Annotated in this window: 16 protein-coding genes; 5 read left to right on the top strand and 11 right to left on the bottom strand. The window is 57.3% G+C overall.

Translation table 11 applies throughout. The features are described from left to right. Positions 1–2: 2 nt before the first annotated feature. Positions 3–1,172, bottom strand: a complete 1,170-nt coding sequence (gene ftsW, locus RSK20926_RS21425; RefSeq protein ID WP_008209991.1) for a putative lipid II flippase FtsW — start codon at positions 1,170–1,172, stop codon at positions 3–5. 186 nt (positions 1,173–1,358) lie between these two features. Here ftsW and RSK20926_RS21420 point away from each other — a divergent pair, with 186 nt between their 5' ends. Beyond that, positions 1,359–2,537: an NAD(P)/FAD-dependent oxidoreductase gene (locus RSK20926_RS21420; RefSeq protein WP_008209990.1), complete on the top strand. Its 1,179-nt coding sequence runs from the start codon at positions 1,359–1,361 to the stop codon at positions 2,535–2,537. A 22-nt stretch (positions 2,538–2,559) separates the two neighbouring features. Here RSK20926_RS21420 and RSK20926_RS21415 read toward each other — a convergent pair whose 3' ends face one another. Beyond that, complete coding sequence (locus RSK20926_RS21415; protein ID WP_008209988.1) at positions 2,560–3,465, bottom strand: LysR substrate-binding domain-containing protein; 906 nt, start codon at positions 3,463–3,465, stop codon at positions 2,560–2,562. Between the two features lie 92 nt (positions 3,466–3,557). Between RSK20926_RS21415 and RSK20926_RS22950 the strand changes: the two genes are divergently transcribed. Next, positions 3,558–3,722: a hypothetical protein gene (locus tag RSK20926_RS22950; RefSeq protein ID WP_008209984.1), complete on the top strand. Its 165-nt coding sequence runs from the start codon at positions 3,558–3,560 to the stop codon at positions 3,720–3,722. Between the two features lie 35 nt (positions 3,723–3,757). On the opposite strand, the gene murD is transcribed toward RSK20926_RS22950, so the two are convergent. The 9 genes from murD to RSK20926_RS21370 form a co-directional block, all read right to left on the bottom strand. Then, positions 3,758–5,155: a UDP-N-acetylmuramoyl-L-alanine--D-glutamate ligase gene (murD, locus tag RSK20926_RS21410; RefSeq protein ID WP_008209982.1), complete on the bottom strand. Its 1,398-nt coding sequence runs from the start codon at positions 5,153–5,155 to the stop codon at positions 3,758–3,760. A 229-nt stretch (positions 5,156–5,384) separates the two neighbouring features. Then, positions 5,385–6,467, bottom strand: coding sequence for a phospho-N-acetylmuramoyl-pentapeptide-transferase (gene mraY / locus RSK20926_RS21405; protein ID WP_008209980.1), 1,083 nt, complete (start codon positions 6,465–6,467; stop codon positions 5,385–5,387). A gap of 33 nt (positions 6,468–6,500) precedes the next feature. Then, positions 6,501–7,901: a UDP-N-acetylmuramoyl-tripeptide--D-alanyl-D-alanine ligase gene (locus RSK20926_RS21400; protein ID WP_008209978.1), complete on the bottom strand. Its 1,401-nt coding sequence runs from the start codon at positions 7,899–7,901 to the stop codon at positions 6,501–6,503. Continuing rightward, on the bottom strand, positions 7,898–9,397 hold the full coding sequence (locus RSK20926_RS21395; protein ID WP_008209977.1) for a UDP-N-acetylmuramoyl-L-alanyl-D-glutamate--2,6-diaminopimelate ligase: 1,500 nt from the start codon (positions 9,395–9,397) through the stop codon (positions 7,898–7,900). The genes RSK20926_RS21400 and RSK20926_RS21395 overlap by 4 nt, the downstream gene beginning before the upstream one ends. Positions 9,398–9,439: 42 nt before the next feature. Then, the gene (locus RSK20926_RS21390) at positions 9,440–11,224 is read right to left on the bottom strand and encodes a peptidoglycan D,D-transpeptidase FtsI family protein (protein ID WP_008209976.1); all 1,785 of its coding nucleotides are present in this window, start codon (positions 11,222–11,224) and stop codon (positions 9,440–9,442) included. Beyond that, a complete protein-coding gene (ftsL, locus tag RSK20926_RS21385; protein ID WP_008209975.1) occupies positions 11,221–11,583 on the bottom strand; it encodes a cell division protein FtsL in 363 nt (120 codons plus the stop codon). The genes RSK20926_RS21390 and ftsL overlap by 4 nt, the downstream gene beginning before the upstream one ends. Then, positions 11,580–12,572 (bottom strand): 16S rRNA (cytosine(1402)-N(4))-methyltransferase RsmH, encoded by a 993-nt coding sequence (gene rsmH, locus RSK20926_RS21380; RefSeq protein ID WP_008209974.1) that lies wholly within the window; start codon positions 12,570–12,572, stop codon positions 11,580–11,582. The genes ftsL and rsmH overlap by 4 nt, the downstream gene beginning before the upstream one ends. A 3-nt stretch (positions 12,573–12,575) precedes the next feature. Continuing rightward, positions 12,576–13,076 carry a division/cell wall cluster transcriptional repressor MraZ gene (gene mraZ / locus RSK20926_RS21375; RefSeq protein ID WP_198136606.1) on the bottom strand — a complete coding sequence of 167 codons (501 nt, stop codon included), beginning with the start codon at positions 13,074–13,076 and terminating at the stop codon, positions 12,576–12,578. An 844-nt stretch (positions 13,077–13,920) separates the two neighbouring features. Beyond that, positions 13,921–15,030, bottom strand: a complete 1,110-nt coding sequence (locus RSK20926_RS21370; RefSeq protein WP_008209971.1) for an Mrp/NBP35 family ATP-binding protein — start codon at positions 15,028–15,030, stop codon at positions 13,921–13,923. 357 nt (positions 15,031–15,387) lie between these two features. Here RSK20926_RS21370 and RSK20926_RS21365 point away from each other — a divergent pair, with 357 nt between their 5' ends. The 3 genes from RSK20926_RS21365 to RSK20926_RS21350 all read left to right on the top strand — a co-directional run bounded on the left by RSK20926_RS21365 (position 15,388) and on the right by RSK20926_RS21350 (position 17,570). After that, positions 15,388–15,606 (top strand): DUF1127 domain-containing protein, encoded by a 219-nt coding sequence (locus RSK20926_RS21365; protein WP_008209970.1) that lies wholly within the window; start codon positions 15,388–15,390, stop codon positions 15,604–15,606. Between the two features lie 314 nt (positions 15,607–15,920). Then, complete coding sequence (locus RSK20926_RS21355) at positions 15,921–16,709, top strand: phosphodiesterase (RefSeq protein ID WP_037256278.1); 789 nt, start codon at positions 15,921–15,923, stop codon at positions 16,707–16,709. After that, positions 16,710–17,570: an EamA family transporter gene (locus tag RSK20926_RS21350; protein WP_008209964.1), complete on the top strand. Its 861-nt coding sequence runs from the start codon at positions 16,710–16,712 to the stop codon at positions 17,568–17,570. The last annotated feature ends 69 nt before the right edge of the window (positions 17,571–17,639 follow it).

The raw sequence follows: 17,639 nt of genomic DNA, 5'->3' as shown, positions 1-17,639 counted from the left end.
CGCTAGCCCCGGCCCCTGCCACGCAGGAAATCCGCGAGCTCACCCTGTGGTCGTGTACGGGTAAAAGACAAGAGCATTCCAAGCGCAATGCCCCCTGCAATGAGCGAAGAGCCGCCGTAGCTGACAAAAGGGAGAGTCATGCCCTTAGCCGGCAAGAGCCGCACCGCCACGCCCATGTTGATCATTGCCTGAACGCCAAACATGCAGGCCAGACCGGTCCCTGCGAGGCGGATAAAGGTATCGCGTTCGCGCATCAGGCGGAACAGCGAGCGAACAACCACCATGGCGTAAAGGCTGATCAGGACCAGAACCAGGATAAGCCCGTATTCCTCTGCCGCGACAGCCACGATGAAATCCGTATGCGCATCAGGAAGGGACCATTTCACCTGCCCTTCCCCTACGCCAACACCAAAAAGCCCGCCTTCGCGGATCGCATTGGTGGCATAGCCCATCTGCGTGGTGGGATCGATTTCAGGGTTCAAAAAGCCATCGATGCGGCGGGCAAAATGCTCTGAGTTTGAATAGGCAACAATGCCCCCCAAGACCACAACAGCCGCCATAGCAAGCAACAGGATCATCGGCGCACCGCCAACAAAATACATCACGCCCCAGCCAAAGAGGATCAGGCAGGCTTGGCCGAAATCGGGCTGCATAACCAGCATCATGACAACCGCCATGCAGAGACCAAAGGAAATCAAGGTCCCCGGAGGCCCATTGATCTGCTGGCTAGAAGCGATCATCCAGGCAGCAGCAACGATAAAGCCGGGTTTCAGGAATTCAGAAGGCTGCAGGGAAGCAAAGCCAAGCGAGTACCAGCGCACCGCTCCTTTGCCAAAATCGGTGCCAAAAACAGGCAGCAGTGCGAGCGCCACAAAGGCGCAGGCAAATCCCAGAACCGCAAGGCGACGCACTAGAGTTGGTGACATCATCGAAGTCACGATCATCGCAATCAAGGCGGTGATGCCAAAGAAAGCCTGTCGCTGCACATAGTGGAAATTGCCAAAGCCATTGCGCTCTGCCAGAGGGACCGAGGCCGCCAAGCCCAGCAAAAGCCCAAGCACAAAGAGCAAAAGGACGCAGGACACAGACCATTTGTCCAGTGTCCGCCACCATTTCGGAAGGATCGGTTCACCCGCTTGAATGGGAACCGCCCCATAGACCATCTCAGTCATGGAAGCACCGCCGCGATTGTTTTTGCCTCAAAATGGTCCCGTTTTCGGGATCCTTTTAGTCACAGTAGCCCGGAATTGCCGGTCAGGCCAGCCTCTAGATGGTTCAGAGGCAGGAAATCGCAACTTGGCCCAAGAGAGCCCTGTTAGAGACTTGCAGAATGCCCGCCCCCATGGTGCAAGCCGCATATGTGGAAAAAAACTGTGATTCTTGGCGCGGGTGCCGCCGGCATGATGTGCGCGGCCCATGCTGGTTCGGACTGTTTGGTGATCGATCACGCCAAATCCCCTGGAGAGAAAATCCGGATCTCTGGTGGCGGACGCTGCAACTTCACCAATCTTTATGCAGGACCAGAGAATTACATTTCTGCAAATCCACATTTCTGCAAATCCGCGCTCTCACGCTATACCCAATGGGACTTTATCTCCTTGGTGGATGGGCACGGGATTGCCTGGCACGAAAAGACTCTGGGCCAACTCTTCTGTGACACCTCAGCCAAGGAAATCGTAGCCATGCTGGTGGCTGAGCTTAAACAGGCTGGCGCAGATCTTTGGCTTCAAACCAAGGTCATGAATGTTGAAAGGACAGATCCCGGGTTTCGTGTGGCGCTGGAGCGCGAAGGAAAACCGGTCACGATCACTTGTCAAAACCTGGTTCTTGCAACGGGCGGGAAATCCATTCCCAAAATGGGGGCCACAGGGCTAGCCTATGACCTTGCGCAGAAATTCGGCCTAAAAGTGACGGACACCCGTGCTGGGCTGGTGCCCTTTACCTTCACCGACGGGCGCTTCAAGGCATTGTCTGGTACCGCCCTACCCGCGCGATTGTCCAACCAACAGACCAGCTTTGACGAAGCGCTTTTGTTCACTCATCGCGGCCTGTCTGGACCATCTGTACTTCAGCTTTCCTCCTACTGGCGCGAAGGGGAACATATCCACGTCAATCTGACCCCGGAAATCGCGCTCTTTGAAATCTTGAGAGAGCAGCGCCAAATCCAGGGACGTCGAGACCTCACAACTGAGCTTTCACGCCATTTGCCCGCGCGCTTGGTGGACTTCCTCGCTACGGAGCTTGGCATCAAGGGGAAGCTGGCGGATCAATCCGACATGGCCTTGCGCGCGCTATGCGACCGCTTGCAAGACTGGCAGCTTTTACCCTCGGGCACCGAAGGCTATCGCACCGCTGAGGTCACAATCGGCGGCATTGACACGCAGGAGCTTTCCTCCAAGACCATGGGATCCAGCAAATGCCCCGGCCTTTTTGCCATTGGTGAAGCCGTGGACGTCACTGGTTGGCTGGGTGGCTACAATTTCCAATGGGCCTGGGCTTCTGGCTATGCTGCTGGAACGGCAATCGCCGCGAGCTGATGCCACTATAGCAAGGCGTCGATCAGACCGAGCTTTCCGCCAGTTCTTTGATTTGCGCCATTAGCCAGTTCCGAAAAGCCACGATGCTTGGGGCCTCACGGCGCGCTTCGGGATAGACCAGCCAGATCGAAATATCATCCTCTGTCACCAGATCAAAGGGCTGCACCAGGGCGCCGCTTTTCACCAGGCCGCGGGCATAGGCGGGTGTCAGCAGGCATGCACCCTGCCCCGCCAGAGCGGCTTGGACCTCCAGTAACTGCGAGCCCAGGCTATGGCGCTCCAGACTCTTGGGCGGCTCCACCCCGGCGTCGCGGAACCAGATGGCCCAGGCCGGGTCAGAGGCGTCAATCAATGGCACCCGCAGCAGATCTGACGGGGTGTTGAAAGGCCCATGTTCCTCCAGCAGCGCCGGGGTGAGATAGGGCGTGTAACTTGCCCGGATCAGAAGGTCAGCAGCAAGCCCAGGCCAGTCCCCGCGACCGGCCCGGATGGCGATGCTGGCTTCCCCGGCCAGCAAATCTGCGGGCCGCGGGTTCACATCAACTCTTGTCGTAATTCCAGGATTGGCAACCTGGAACAGTCCTAGCCAGGGTCCCAGAATAAAGGCCGCGAAACTGGCGATGGTACTGATCACCAGATCCTCTCCTTCTGCACCAAGCAGTTCCGCCCAGCCTTGCCGGAGCCGATCCAGAGCTTCAGCCGCTTGCCTCTGAAAGGCCTTGCCCGCCAAGGTTGGCACAACGCCGCGCGGCAGACGGCGGAACAGGGGCTGCCCGGCGCGGTCCTCCAATTGTTTGATCTGATAGCTAACCGCAGCCTGCGTCATCGCCAACTCATCGGCTGCACGACTGAAACTGCCCAATCGCGCTGCGGCCTCAAAAACGCGTACGGCCTGCAAGGGGGGCAAGGGCTGCTTGGGACTACTCATAAAACCAGCTTATACCAAACCCACTGAGTTTCAATTGGTCATTCGCTGCAACAATGACCACATCCTGTTCAGAACACACAAGGATTGAAACCATGTCTCAAACTGTTTCGCAAAACCGGCTTTGGAAAATCATCAACTTGTCTTTGATCTGGCCTCAGCAAAAGTCATCCACTGCGGCCCAGGCAGACCTGCAGGATCTGGCGCGCAGCAGCCTCCGGCATCTGCCAGAGCATCTGCTGCGCGATATCGGCCTATAAAGAAAATGCTGCGCAACTGGGCAAAGGTTCGGGCCCTAGCCTAAACGCCCCAGCACCTGGGCGGCGAAGTCATCACCGCGCTGCTCAAAGTTGTCATATTGGTCAAAACTGGCTGCGGCAGGTGCAAGTAGAACCGTTTCCCCCGATTGCGCGTCCTCCATGGCCCGCGCAACCGCTTGCTCCATCGTCGTGCAGACTTCTGCCTCCACGTCCAGCTGCATGGCAAACCCTGCAGCCTCTCTCCCAATCACATAGGCTTTCTGCACATTTTTGGTCTGCCCCTGCAAAGCAGACAACCCGCCTTCCTTTTCCAAGCCTCCGCAAATCCAGCGGATCTTAGGAAAGGCACTCAGCGCTTTGATGGCACTGTCGAGGTTGGTGGCTTTGCTGTCATTGACATAGCGCACACCCGCCGCCTCAGCGATGGTCTGACTACGATGCGGCAACCCTGGATAACTATCGAGGGCCTGCTCAATAACACGCGGGGCCAGTCCCAACACCCGAGCAGCCGCATAAGCCGCGCAGGCATTTTGATGGTTATGCTCCCCAGGCAATCCAGTCATCTGGCGCAGATCGATAGAGGCAACCTGCCGCCCTTTGCGATATTCTGACAGGAAACCTTTGCGGGCAAAGATCTGCCACCCAGGTCCGGTCAACTTTTTCTTGGCAGAGATCCGGATCACACGATCGTCCACCGCAGCCTGTGAAAGCTGCCCCGCCAGGAACAACCCCTCATCCTCATCGATGCCAATGATGGCCCTGTCTGGGCCACCTTCTGCAAAAAGCCGACGTTTCGCCGCAAAGTAACCACCCAGGCCCGCGTGGCGTTCCAGATGATCCTCTGAGAGATTGGTCAGAATGGCCACATCTGGCGTCAGGGCTCGGGCCAGTTCGGTCTGGTAGCTGGATAGTTCCAGCACAACCACGCCGCCATCGGCCGGTGGATCGATGTCCAGCACGCCACGACCGATATTGCCCGCCATCTGGCTGTCACGGCCGACGCTTTCAAGAATATGGTGCAAGAGCGCAACCGTTGTGGATTTGCCATTCGACCCGGTAATGGCGACCACTTTAGGAGGCTGGTCCATCATGTCCCAACCCTGATGGGCAAAGGACGCAAAGAAGAGCCCGATATCATTGTCCACCGGCACTCCTGCCTCTAGCGCAGATCGGATCACCGGGTTTGGCTGCGGGTAGAGATGGGGAATACCGGGGGAGGTCACCAGAGCAGCGATATCTTCAAATCCGCCCTGTTTATGCAGGTCACGGCAGGTGAACCCCTCCGCTTCCGCGGCCTCACGCGCTGCAGGATTGTCATCCCAGCAAATCGGCTCAGCTCCGCCTTCGCGCAACGCCCGAGCAGTGGTCAAGCCTGAGCGGCCCAGGCCAAGCACTGCAACCTTTGCGCCATTATATCCAATGACTGGGATCATTTCCTGCCCTCCGACCGGCCCAAATTTGGGGCACTCTGAGCAGAGCAACCGGATAAATGCAAGACCAGAGAAGCCCTGCACAAGAGAGCCACTGGCCCGTTACCCTTGAAACAGGCTCAGCATCCACTCCTGGAACTTGCAGTGGAATTCTCCGGTGCTGAAAAAGGGACAAGCCCACTCACGAGGAGTAAAGTCACCCAACCTAAGGGCCCGGACCTATTTGGCGATATTAACGAACCTTGAGGGTCGCCAGACCGATCATGGCCAGGATCAGAGCGATGATCCAAAAGCGGATCACAATGGTAGGTTCTGCCCAGCCTTTTTTTTCATAGTGGTGATGGATCGGCGCCATCAGGAAAACCCGCTTGCCCGTACGCTTGTAGTACAGCACTTGAATGATAACCGAGAGGGCTTCGACCACGAAAAGACCACCAACGATTGCCAAAACCAACTCATGCTTGGTGACAACCGCAATGGCCCCCAATGCACCTCCCAAAGCCAAGGAGCCGGTATCGCCCATAAAGACAGCTGCGGGCGGCGCATTGTACCACAGGAAGCCCAGCCCCCCACCAAAGAGCGCTGCGGTAAAGATCAGGATCTCGCCCGATCCTGGCACATAGTGCACGTCGAGATATTCGGTGAAATCGACGCGTCCAACAGCATAGGCAATAACGCCCAGGGTCGAAGCCGCGATCATCACCGGCATAATCGCCAGCCCGTCCAACCCATCGGTCAAGTTGACGGCATTGGCAGCCCCAACGATCACACAGATGGAGAAGGGTACATAGAAAAGGCCCAGATTGATCAGCGTATCCTTAAAGACGGGCAATGCCAGGCGGTTCTGCAGCATTTCCGGATGGTAAGCAGAGGCCCAAAGCGCAGCAATCACTGCAATGGCAATGCCCAGTGCCAGTCGAACCTTGCCGGGGACGCCCGCAGTATTCTGTTTGGAGACCTTAGCATAGTCATCCGCAAACCCGATGAGCGCAAAACTCATAGTGACAAAAAGGACGAGCCAAACAAACGGGTTATCCAGACGCGCCCAGAGCAGAGTTGCAGTCAGAAGCGCCCCAACAATCAGAAGACCGCCCATGGTGGGCGTACCTGCCTTAGAGAAATGCCCCTCTGGCCCATCATCGCGGATCGGCTGGCCCTTGCCCTGCTTGCGGCGCAGCACATTGATCAACGGCTTGCCAAAGATAAAACCAAAGAACAGTGCGGTCATAAAGGCACCGCCCGCCCGGAAGGTGATATAGCGGAACAAGTTGAAAAAGTCGCCGCCATCCGAGAGCGCTGTCAGCCAGTAGAGCATTGCAGCTGGTCCTCATTCATTGTCTTCGAAGTTTTAAGAGTGGGCCTTGCCATGACCCAATTCCCGGATGCCGTCAACGATCTTGCCTAACCCGGTGCTCAAAGAACCTTTAGCCAGCACAATATCGCCACAGGAGAGCTGCCCGGCGAGGTCCGGCAGTGCATCTGATGAGGTGGCGTAGTGTTTTCCACGCCTTGCCTCTGGCAGTGCCGCGTGAAGATTTGCCATCAACGGCCCAATGCAATGGATGCAATCGATGTCACTCACGGCTTTCAGATCCGCCATGCCCCGATGCAGTTCTGCCTCTTTGGGACCCAGTTCCCCCATATCGCCCAGATAGGCGATCTTGCGACCCTTTTCGGGGTTTGGCGTTGCGGCCAGCACCTCTAGTGCAGCGGCCATCGAGGTGGGGTTTGCGTTATAGCTATCATCGAGGATCAGGATTTTCCCACCTGCGACTGGCACCTCAACGCGGGCGCCGCGCCCTTTGACGGGGGACCAGAGCGCCAAAACCTGTGCGGCACGTTGGGCATCCCCGCCTAGGCCCGCGACGCAGACCAATGCCCCAAGGGCGTTCATAGCGAAATGCGCGCCCAAGGATTGGATCCGCAATTCCAGTGGCTTGCCGTCTATCTCCACCTGGGCGAGAGTATGCTCGCCCTCAAGCCGGGTTTCCAAGAGCCGGTAGCCCTGCCCGCTTTCGCCAAACCAGAGGTGCTGCACGCCGAGACGCTCGGCCTCCTCTTTCAGGACCTGCGCTTCAGCAATATCTCCATTTAGAACTGCGACACCGCCGGGCTCCAACCCTTCCATGATGGCGGCCTTTTCGCGCGCAATCCCTGCGACATCGTCAAAGGCCTCCAGATGCACGGCCGCGACTGTGGTTACCATGGCCACATGCGGGCGCGCCTGACGCGCCAGCGGAGCAATCTCACCCGGATGGTTCATTCCAATTTCGATGACAGCGAATTCGGTCTCACGCGGCATGCGCGCCAGAGTCAGCGGCACGCCCCAGTGATTGTTGTAGCTAGCAACCGCAGCATGGGTGCGGCCCTGGTCTGCCAGCATAGTCGCCAGCATTTCCTTGGTGGAGGTTTTACCAACAGATCCGGTCACCGCGACCACGCGTGCGGATGTGCGGGCCCGCGCTGCTTGACCCAGAGCTTCCAATGCCGCTTGCACATCTTCTACAATCAGGAGTGGGGCATCCTCTGCCACATCGTCTGGACGGTGTGTCACCAGGGCAGCGCCTGCGCCCTTTTCCAAGGCCTGGGATACAAATTCATGCCCATCGCGCACAGCTTTGAGGGCGACAAAGAGGTCCCCCGCTTCCAGCGTTCGGGTATCGATCGAGATCCCGTCTACCTGCCAGTCACCGATGGCTTGACCTGCAGTGGCCACCGCCGCTTCTTGCGAAGTCCAGAGTGCGCTCATACCATCTTCCCATCCAAAACAGCCACGGCCATGCTGGCCTGTTCCACATCATCAAAGGGCAGCACATCGCTGCCAACGATTTGACCGCTCTCGTGTCCTTTTCCGCAGATCAAAAGAGAGTCCCCCGGCCCAAGCAGATCTACCCCGCGGAGGATCGCCTCTGCACGGTCACCCACTTCCAGTGCTTCCGGCGCACCACCTTTGACGGCGGCGCGAATGGCTGCGGGATCTTCGGTGCGCGGATTGTCATCGGTCACGATCACCAGATCAGCGTTTTCCGCAGCAGCTTGCCCCATCAAGGGCCTCTTGCCCGCATCCCGATCGCCACCAGCGCCAACTATGGCCAACAAGCGACCCAGCACATGCGGCCGCAGCGCCTTGATCGCCGTGGCAACCGCATCTGGCGTATGGGCATAGTCGACAAAAACCGAAGCACCATTTTCGCGGGTAGCGGCATGTTCCATTCTACCGCGCACGGTGGTCAAATGTGGTAGGGTCGCAAAGACCGCCTCAGGGTCTTCACCACTGGCAATAGCCAGACCACAGGCCAGGAGTACATTTTCGGCCTGGAACCCACCGATCAGGTTCAATCGATACTGAAAGGGCCTGTCATGCCAGGCAAAGCGCAGGTCCTGACCGGTTCCATCATAGCGCAGCCCTGAAAGACTGAGATCCCCCAATCCCCGCCCCACGGTCAGTACCTCTTGCCCGCGCGCGGCAGCTATCGCGCGCATCTCAGCTCCGCGAGGATCATTCATATTGATGACCGCAACGCCTTCTTCTGGCAGCACCCGCCGGAACAGACCGGCCTTAGCGGCGAAATAGGCCTCAAAGGTCTTGTGATAGTCCAGATGATCCTGGGTGAAATTGGTAAAACCGGCGGCGGCCAGTTGCACCCCATCCAGACGCCCCTGATCCAGCCCATGGGAGGAGGCTTCCATCGCCGCATGGGTAACACCCGCCGCTGCGGCCCGCGCCAAAGCGCGGTGCAGGGTGATCGGCTCTGGGGTGGTATGGGCCAGAGGGTAGCTCCAGGCGCCCTCAACACCGGTGGTTCCCAGGTTGACCGCCTGATGACCCAACTCGCACCAGATCTGCCGCACGAAACTGGCAACCGAGGTTTTGCCGTTGGTCCCCGTGACCGCCACCATGGTTTCGGGCTGCGCTCCAAACCAAAGAGCCGCCGCATAGGCCAGGGCCTGGCGTGGATCTTCAACGATCACCACCGCCGCGTGGCTTTCTGACAGGGGCTGGGCCGCAATCTCCGCCCCCTTCGCATCCGTCAGGATCGCCGTGGCTCCACGTTCCAACGCGGCGGGGATGAACTTGGCCCCATGAACCTGACTACCTGGAAGGGCCGCGAAAAGCCCACCTTCCAGCGCTTCGCGGCTGTCGACGGAAATGGAGTGGATAACCGGGTCTGCACCTCCGCGCGCGGTCAGCCCCAGTTCGCTCAACGGGCGCGAAAGATCTTGATTGTCGGGGTTGCTGCTCATCTGCGGCCCTCACCTGATTTCTGCCAGGACATCCATCCGGGCCTAGTTTGAGGTGAGCGTTATATCAGTCACCTCTGCGGGATCAACTTGTGGTCTGAGCCCCAAGAGTGGGGCTAAGCGCCCCACCATCTCGGCAGCAACCGGCACAGCAGTCCAGCCTGCGGTTCGCCGCTCTTCGCCATGGGCAATAATGGAAGGCTCATCCAGCGTGACCACCAGAACATATTTGGGATCATGCGCCGGAAAGATCGAGGCAAAGGTTGCGATGACCTTCTCGTCGTAATACCCGCCACGCGGTTTTGGCTTATCAGCCGTTCCCGTTTTCCCACCGACCTGATAGCCCGGCACACGGGCAAAACTGGCTGTACCTTCGGTCACGACCTTGCGCAGCATGATGCGTGCAGCTTCTGCGGCTTCTTCCGACATGACTCTGCTGCCCAACTGCGGGCCATTTTGCTTCAGCACTGTCGGGCTGACATAGCGACCACCATTGGCGATGGCCGCATAGCCCGCGGCCAGATGCATAGGCGTGGTGGAAATCCCATGCCCATAAGAGATCGTCATTGCGGAAAGCTCTGACCAGTTTTTGGGCAACAAGGGCTTGCCTCCCTGTGCCTCTGTGATCTCAAACGGCGTGGCCTCAAGCATGCCCAGGGCATCCATAAAGCTCTGCTGACGCTCTGCGCCGATCTGCTGTGCCAGACGGGCGGTCCCGATGTTGGAAGACTTCACAATGATCTTGGACACCGACAGCGCATTTCCGTAGTTCCGGAAATCCTTGATCAGAAACTTCCCCCAACGCAGTGGCCCGCGCGTATCAATGATCGTCTCGGAATTGACCAGCTCCAGATCAACCGCCTGCGCAGCTGCAAAGATCTTGAAGGTAGAGCCCAGCTCATAAACCCCCTGGACCGCGCGGTTAAACAAGGGGCTTACCGACGGGTCATCCCCAGAAGTGGGGGGACGTGGCCGGTCATTGGGATCAAAATCCGGCAGGGAGACGACCGAAATCACTTCCCCTGTGTGTACATCCATCAGGATAGATGTAGCACCCTTAGCATTCATCAGGCGCATGCCACCATCCAGCACCCGCTCAGCCGCGGCCTGCACCGTCAGATCAAGCGCGAGTTGCAAGGGTTTACTGCCGTTGGCCGGGTCGCGCAGATAGCTATCAAACTGACGCTCCACCCCGGCCACACCGATCACTTCGGCTGCGCTTACACCTTCCTTGCCAAAGCCCGCCCCCCCCAGGACATGGGCCGCGACGCTCCCATTGGGGTAAAGGCGCATCTCACGCGGACCAAAGAGCAGGCCAGGATCGCCGATATCATGCACCGCCTGCTTTTGTTCGGGGCTGATTTTCTTCTTGATCCACAAGAATTTCCGTTTGCCAGTGAAGTCCGCAAGCAGTCGCTCACGGTCTAGATCCGGGAAGATCTCCACCAAGCGATCCACAGCACCGATGGGATCAATCATCTGCGGAGGTTGTGCATATAGCGAATGGGTTTCGAAATTGGTGGCCAAGATACGGCCCTGACGGTCAACGATATCAGCGCGTTGCATCGCAATAACGCTGCCGGGTGCAGCTGCCACCGGCTCTCTCGGCTCAGAGGTCGCGAGAACACCCATACGCCCCGCAACGGCCGCATAGGCGCAGAGAAAGAAGATCCCCAACACCAACAAGCGTCCTTCGGCACGATGACGTGACTTCGCCTGCATCTCTTCATGGCGGATCCGCAGGTTTTCACGTTCGATTGAATCTGGATTCTCCCCCTTAGCACGGGCATCCAGGATACGGGCCAGAGGGCGAAGCGGTTTGCGGATCATGGGCGCTGCCCCCCGGTTTGAGCGGCATTCAGCCCCGAGACATCAACGCCCTGGCTGATTTCCAGATCCTCTTGCACCGGATAGGTGACCTCATCCACCCGACCAAACTGATCTGGTCGCAATGGCAGAAGACCCAGACGTTCAAAATTCAGCTCAGCCAATTCCCGCAGTCGATCGGGACGGTTCAGGTAGGCCCATTCGGCCCGCAGTACACTCAACCTGGTCTGCGCTGCACGGATGTCGGACCGCAAGCTACGGGTGTCTTTCAACACCTGTTGCGTGGCGTAGTTTTCGCGGTAAGCCCAGAAGGCCAGGCCAAAAACCGCCAGAGCGGTGAACACATAGAACAGGCTCTTCATCTGCGCCGCTCCTTCAGCTGGGGCATCCCCAGCTCTTTGCCTGAGATCGCAACCGGTTCCGCCATGGTACGCCGTCCGACGCGCAACCGTGCGGAACGGGAGCGGGGGTTCTCCGCCAGTTCTTCATCATCCGGGCCAACCGCTTTGCGGGTGACCAGTTCAAACTGGGTTTCCACCTCTTCCAGCTCCGGTGCATAGCGATTGGCACGGCCGGTTTTGCCAGCCCGATGCTGGAAAAAACGCTTGACCATACGATCCTCAACCGAATGGAAGGTGACCACCGCCAGCAATCCTCCGGGTTTTAACGCCCGCTCCGCGGCCAAAAGACCATTGAACAGCTCTTCGTATTCGGCGTTCACAGCAATCCGCAAGGCCTGGAAACTGCGGGTCGCCGGGTGCGATTGTCCAGGCTTTGAGCGGGGCAGACACCCCTCAACAATAGAGGCCAGCTGCAGGGTTGTGGTGATCGGCTCCTCGGCGCGGGCCTTGACGATGGCCTTGGCAATCCGCCTGCTGGCGCGCTCCTCACCAAACTGAAAGAGGATATCAGCGAGTTGCGCCTCTTCCAGATTTGCAACCAGATCTGCTGCCGAAGGCCCGGATTGCGACATCCGCATATCCAAAGGGCCATCACGCATGAAGGAAAAACCGCGCTCAGCCAAATCCAACTGCATGGAGGACACACCAAGATCCAGGACAACACCGTCCAGATCCTGGGCATATTCATCCATACGAGAGAAGACCCCTTCCTGTAGGAGAAGGCGGTCGCCATATTCAGTCGCCCAGGGCTGCGCCAGCTCAAATGCCAGAGGGTCCCGGTCCACGCCAATCACCTGACTGGCGCCCTCTTCCAGTAATCCGCGCGTATAGCCCCCAGCCCCAAAAGTCCCATCGAGCCACCGGCCAGACACCGGCGCCACGGCCGCAAGCAATGGCCGCAGCAGGACCGGAATGTGAGGACCATTGGCAGTGTTTTGGTCCGTTGTCATGGCTTATAGCTCTCCGCCGTCGAGGAATTCCAGCGGATCAAAATCCTCCGGCAGGTCTTCCATCCATTTTTCAGTCTGCGCCAATTCTTCAGCCTCATAGGTCTCTGGCTTCCAAATCTGGAAGGTATCTCCGGCGGCTATGAAGAAGGCTTCTTTTTCTAGATCAATTTTGTTGCGCAGTTTTGCAGGCAGGACCAGGCGCCCGGTCTCATCCACCGTGGTTGGGAAGGATTGCCCATGAAACATACGTTGCAGCATCTTGCGTTGCATAGATCCGCGCGGCAGCGAGTCGATCTTGGCATCGACCTCTTCGATTGCCTCTATCGTATAGCATTCCAGGAAGTTGCGACGATGATCGCCATAAACAATGACCAGCTCTGGGTTTTCGCCGGATTTCCAGTTCGGGTCGCTGGCTTCGATCACACGGCGAAAGGAGGCCGGAATAGACACCCGCCCCTTTGTATCCACCTTATGGTGGCTTTCACCTCTGAACCTGCGGCCCAAGATACTGTCCTTTTCATACGCGTTTTGCGTTTTTCGGCCCCCAGAAGTAAAAGGGGCGGGTCGATCCGCTGCCACTGATCAACCCGCCACCTGTCCCGCTGTGCGGGTGTCCGACTGCGCGCGCCACCTGGGGGGATGTCTGCTCGCCCGCGCGCCGGATCTCTCTTTTCCGAATATTGAGATGGCCTGTATGAAACCTGCTTATCGTTTTGGCTTGGGGTCGTTTTTTGCCCCTATTTGCTCATCACCGCATCCGGTAAAGAAGGGATACTATGGGAAATCATGGTCTGGCAACCCACTAAAAGGGAAAGTTTCAGACGCAAAATTTTTCCAGGCTTTAGAACACCAAATTTGATACCCAAAATTTGGCAAAATTTGGCACAAATTGTAAAAGCGCGGAAAACAAACACAAAATATAGGGTGCAAATTTGGCTCACCCCAGCACCACTAATTCTTAGAGAGATGCTCTGTTAATCCGATTTTAAGACTCTGAAACTAGTCCGTTCCGGTTATGTTTCTCATGATTCCTGTGGATAATTCTGTGAGTAACTTGAAATATCAAATTTCCTACCTACCGATTCGGAGGATTTTTGCAGAGTTTACGGTTTCGACACGCAAGTGAGTCGGGAAAAAGGGTGCAAAGTCGCGGCAGATTTTTGATCTCTCCCATAATTTCCCATGGATCCCACGATTTCCCAAAGATCCCATAATTTCCCAAGCCAGTCCCAACCAGGGCACTGGCATTTCGAAAAATCGTATGTTGGAGCGTTTCCGAGCTTGGCGGGGATGCAAAGGTGGGATCTCTCAGGGAGAGATCCCATCCTGATCAGGATTTAGAGATCAATCAGGCCATTCCGCCGGCAACCAAACCCTTGGCAATTTGTGCATAGGCCTCAGCCATGTGCCCATCGCCCGCGGCAATAGGCACACCCTGATCTCCAGCCAACCGCGTGTCCAGATCGATTGGAAGCTGACCAAGTAGAGGCAGGCCCAAAGCTTCTGCCTCCGCAGCCATACCTCCATGCCCAAAGATCTGATGCTCGCCCCCGCAATCCGGGCAGGTGAAGAAGGACATGTTCTCAATCAATCCCAAAACAGGTGTCTTGAGGGTGCGGAACATGTCGAGTGCTTTGCGCGCATCCAGGAGAGCGACATCCTGTGGAGTACTGACCACTATGGCCCCGCTGGGTTCGGCCTTGGTGCAGAGCGTCAGTTGCACATCCCCGGTGCCGGGTGGCAGGTCCACAATCAGAACATCCAGCTCTCCCCAGTTCACCTGCGTGAGCATCTGTTGCAAGGCCCCCATGAGCATAGGCCCGCGCCAAACCACCGCCTTATCCTCAGCCAGCATAAGACCAATGGACATGAGCGTTACCCCATGGGCGTACAACGGTTCGATGATCTTGCCATCCGGGCTTTCAGGGCGTGTGTTCACACCCATCATCCGGGGCTGACTTGGACCATAGATATCAGCATCTAGCAAACCGACCTTTCGACCCTGGCGCGCCAGGGCAACCGCCAGGTTGGAACTCACAGTGGATTTCCCAACGCCGCCCTTACCTGAAGCGATAGCAAGAATGCGCCCAACGCCAGGCGGCTTCATCGGTCCAGCCTGAGGCTTGGCATGGCCACCTATCTTCAAGCTGGGCGCCTCCCCTCGTGCACTTGCGGAAGAGGCCGGAACGGGACCATGGGCCGTCAAAGCCACAAAGGCTTCCTCAACTCCCTCCAATGAGAGAACCATCTTCTCTGCCGCTTGGCGCAGGGGTTCCATCTGCTGTGCGATTGCGGGACTTGGTGCTTCAATCACAAAACTGACCTTCACCACGCCCTCTCTCCCATCGAGGTCCGCGATACTAAGCGCGCGGATCATATCGCGGGACACAAGATCTCCACCATCCGGCAAGACCAACCGGGCCAAAGCCGCCTGCACCTGTTCTTTTGTCACGGACATCGCACTCTCCTCTTCCCGCCTGTAGATGCCTTACCGCTCTTGGCAGGAACGCAGAGCAAAACGCAGGGCCTGAAATTTTCCACACCTTAGCCCGACGCAGAAAAGCTGCAAGCGCCACTTCCAGCACCAAAGCTATGACCAGTGACATATATTGTGGCGGGTGCTGCCTGCTCTTTGCGCAAAAGCAATAAAGCTGCAGGAAAAATGTGCGTTTACTGCAAGCAATTGAAGACCCATGCATTTGCTGCATAGCGGCATTGCCGACTCCAGGGATTGTGCAGCCGCAGCATTCGCCTATCTTAGCCTCAACACAGCCGGAAACGGCGCTAACCAAACACAGTTCTGAGGAACACTCCGATGGCCGCTGCAAATCACATGACCGCCTCCAAAGCTGCAATCGCCGCTAGCCCAATGGCCTGGCTGGACGATCTGCGCATCCGCTTCAACCGTTATCGTCTGTATCGCAAGACCGTGAATGAGCTCTCCGCGCTTAGCAACCGTGAGCTGGCGGATCTGGGTTTGAACTCCTCCATGATCAAGCGGATCTCTTATCAGGCGGCCTACGAGAACAACTAATAGAGATCAGGCCCTACTCCTCCTCCCTAACAGGGCCTGTCCTAAGCGGTGACATCCTCCTCCTCCCTGATGTCGCCGCACCCTATACCAGCTGAGAAGCTGGATCCGAATGCAGCTGGACCCTTCTCCTCCTCCCTATGGTTCAGATGCTGGAATGAACGGCGGCGCCCCTCCTCCTCCCTGGGCGCCGCCGTTTCTTTTTTGCACAACGGCATACTGTAAAAACGCCAGTTTTTTGGCGCGCATAGGCAATCATTGGCTCGCCCTTCCTGCTCTTGTCGACCAAACAGGCGCAGGTTACGCAGGGCAAACTCATGAAATTCATCCACATCACCGACATTCATCTAATAGCCCCAGGTGCCGAACTCTGCGGTTGCGACCCTACTGCCAATCTCTCTCGGGTATTGGAGGACATCGCTAGCTGGCAATCTGATGCTGCCTTCTGTGTGATCTCAGGCGACCTCGCAGATGAGGGCGATCCACAGGCCTATCGCTGGCTGCGGGACAAGCTGCTGGATTTTCCGCTACCCTGCTTCCTCATGCTGGGAAATCACGATGTGCGGGGAAATTTTCTGGACGTGTTTACAGACCATCCGCGCGATGCTTCCGGCTTTGTCCAGCACAGCCACAATGCCGCTGAGGCAAAGTTCCTCTTTCTAGATACACTGACCGGGGGGCCCGACACCCATGATGGGGAGCTTTGTCGGGATCGGCTCGACTGGCTGGAGGCGGAGTTGGAACAGGCTGGCGAGAGCCCTGTCTATTTATTCCTGCATCACCCGCCCTTTGACATTGGAATTCCTTATGTGGATGAGATCAAACTCAGAGACCCTGACGCACTGCACCGGGCCCTGAAAGTCGGAAAAAATATCCGGCACATCTTTTTTGGCCATGTCCACCGAATGACCTATGTGAATTGGCGGGGTTATTCCTTTACCTCGCTTCCTAGCACCAATCACCAGATCCCTCTGGTTCCCGATCGGGCTGGCAGCGAATACAGTGTTGAACCACTAGCCTATGGCGTCGTTCAGATAGCTGAAGATCAATTCACTGTGCATTTTGATGCCTATCTGGATCGTCCAACTTCCAAGAACAGCGCCTAGATGGAACTCCCCTGGATCCTGCTTGTCCTACTCTCTGCGGTTAGCCATCCACTTAGGGATCTGACGCTCAAAGGCGTGGCGCATCCTGTCTCTTGTTATACAGGCGTCTGTCTCAGCTGGGTGGTCTTTGCGGCAGTACACATGTTTCTGGGCAATCATGCGCCTATACTGCCGCAGGAGACCTGGCCCCTGGTAGGGGCCTCCGCCATTGGGCTGACGGTCTATTACTACGGAACCCTTTCGGCGCTTCGTCGGGGCAATGTTTCTGCCTACTATCCAATTGTGCGATCATCCCCCCTGGCGATCGCCGGTTTCAGTTGGCTCCTGCTGGATCAGAGTTACACGGGTGCAGCCCTTCTTGGCATGGGGCTGATCATCTATGCGGGTTTGATGATACAAAAAGGGAAAGGTCGGTTACTGGACGACCCAAAGGCCTTTGCCATGGCGAGCCTAGCCATGCTTGGCTCAGCCGCCTATTCCATTTCTGATGCAACTGCGATGCAGAGCGCCAGCAGCGCCCCCTTCCTTTTCTGGACCTACATCTTTGTAACCCTCTCATTGGCGAGCCTTCGTGCATGGGAAGACCGTGCACAATCAGCTCCCTTGCTGGGCGTAATTCGAGGCTGGGCTCAGAACCCCTGGCGGATCCTGTTTGCCGGGTTTTCCTCCTACCTGTCATATCTATTGATCCTTTGGGTATTCCAGAAAGGGGCAGAGGCAGCCGCAGTCAGCGCAGTCAGACAGGTCTCAATTCCGGTTTCCGTGGTTTTGGCCGCGATTCTCCTAAAAGAGCCGCGCGGCTTGCACCGTCTGATCTGGGCGACCCTGATTGCAATTGGCATTGCTATGATCGCCCTCTGACAGTCCCGACGGACAAACACCTACAAGGGAAAAGCACCTTATAGAGCAGGTTTGAAGACGGGGTGGCGT

Origin of the sequence: Roseobacter sp. SK209-2-6 (genome assembly GCF_000169455.1) — a bacterium.
Classification (GTDB): Bacteria; Pseudomonadota; Alphaproteobacteria; order Rhodobacterales; family Rhodobacteraceae; genus Pseudophaeobacter.
This window is presented reverse-complemented; position numbering and strand designations above follow the sequence as displayed.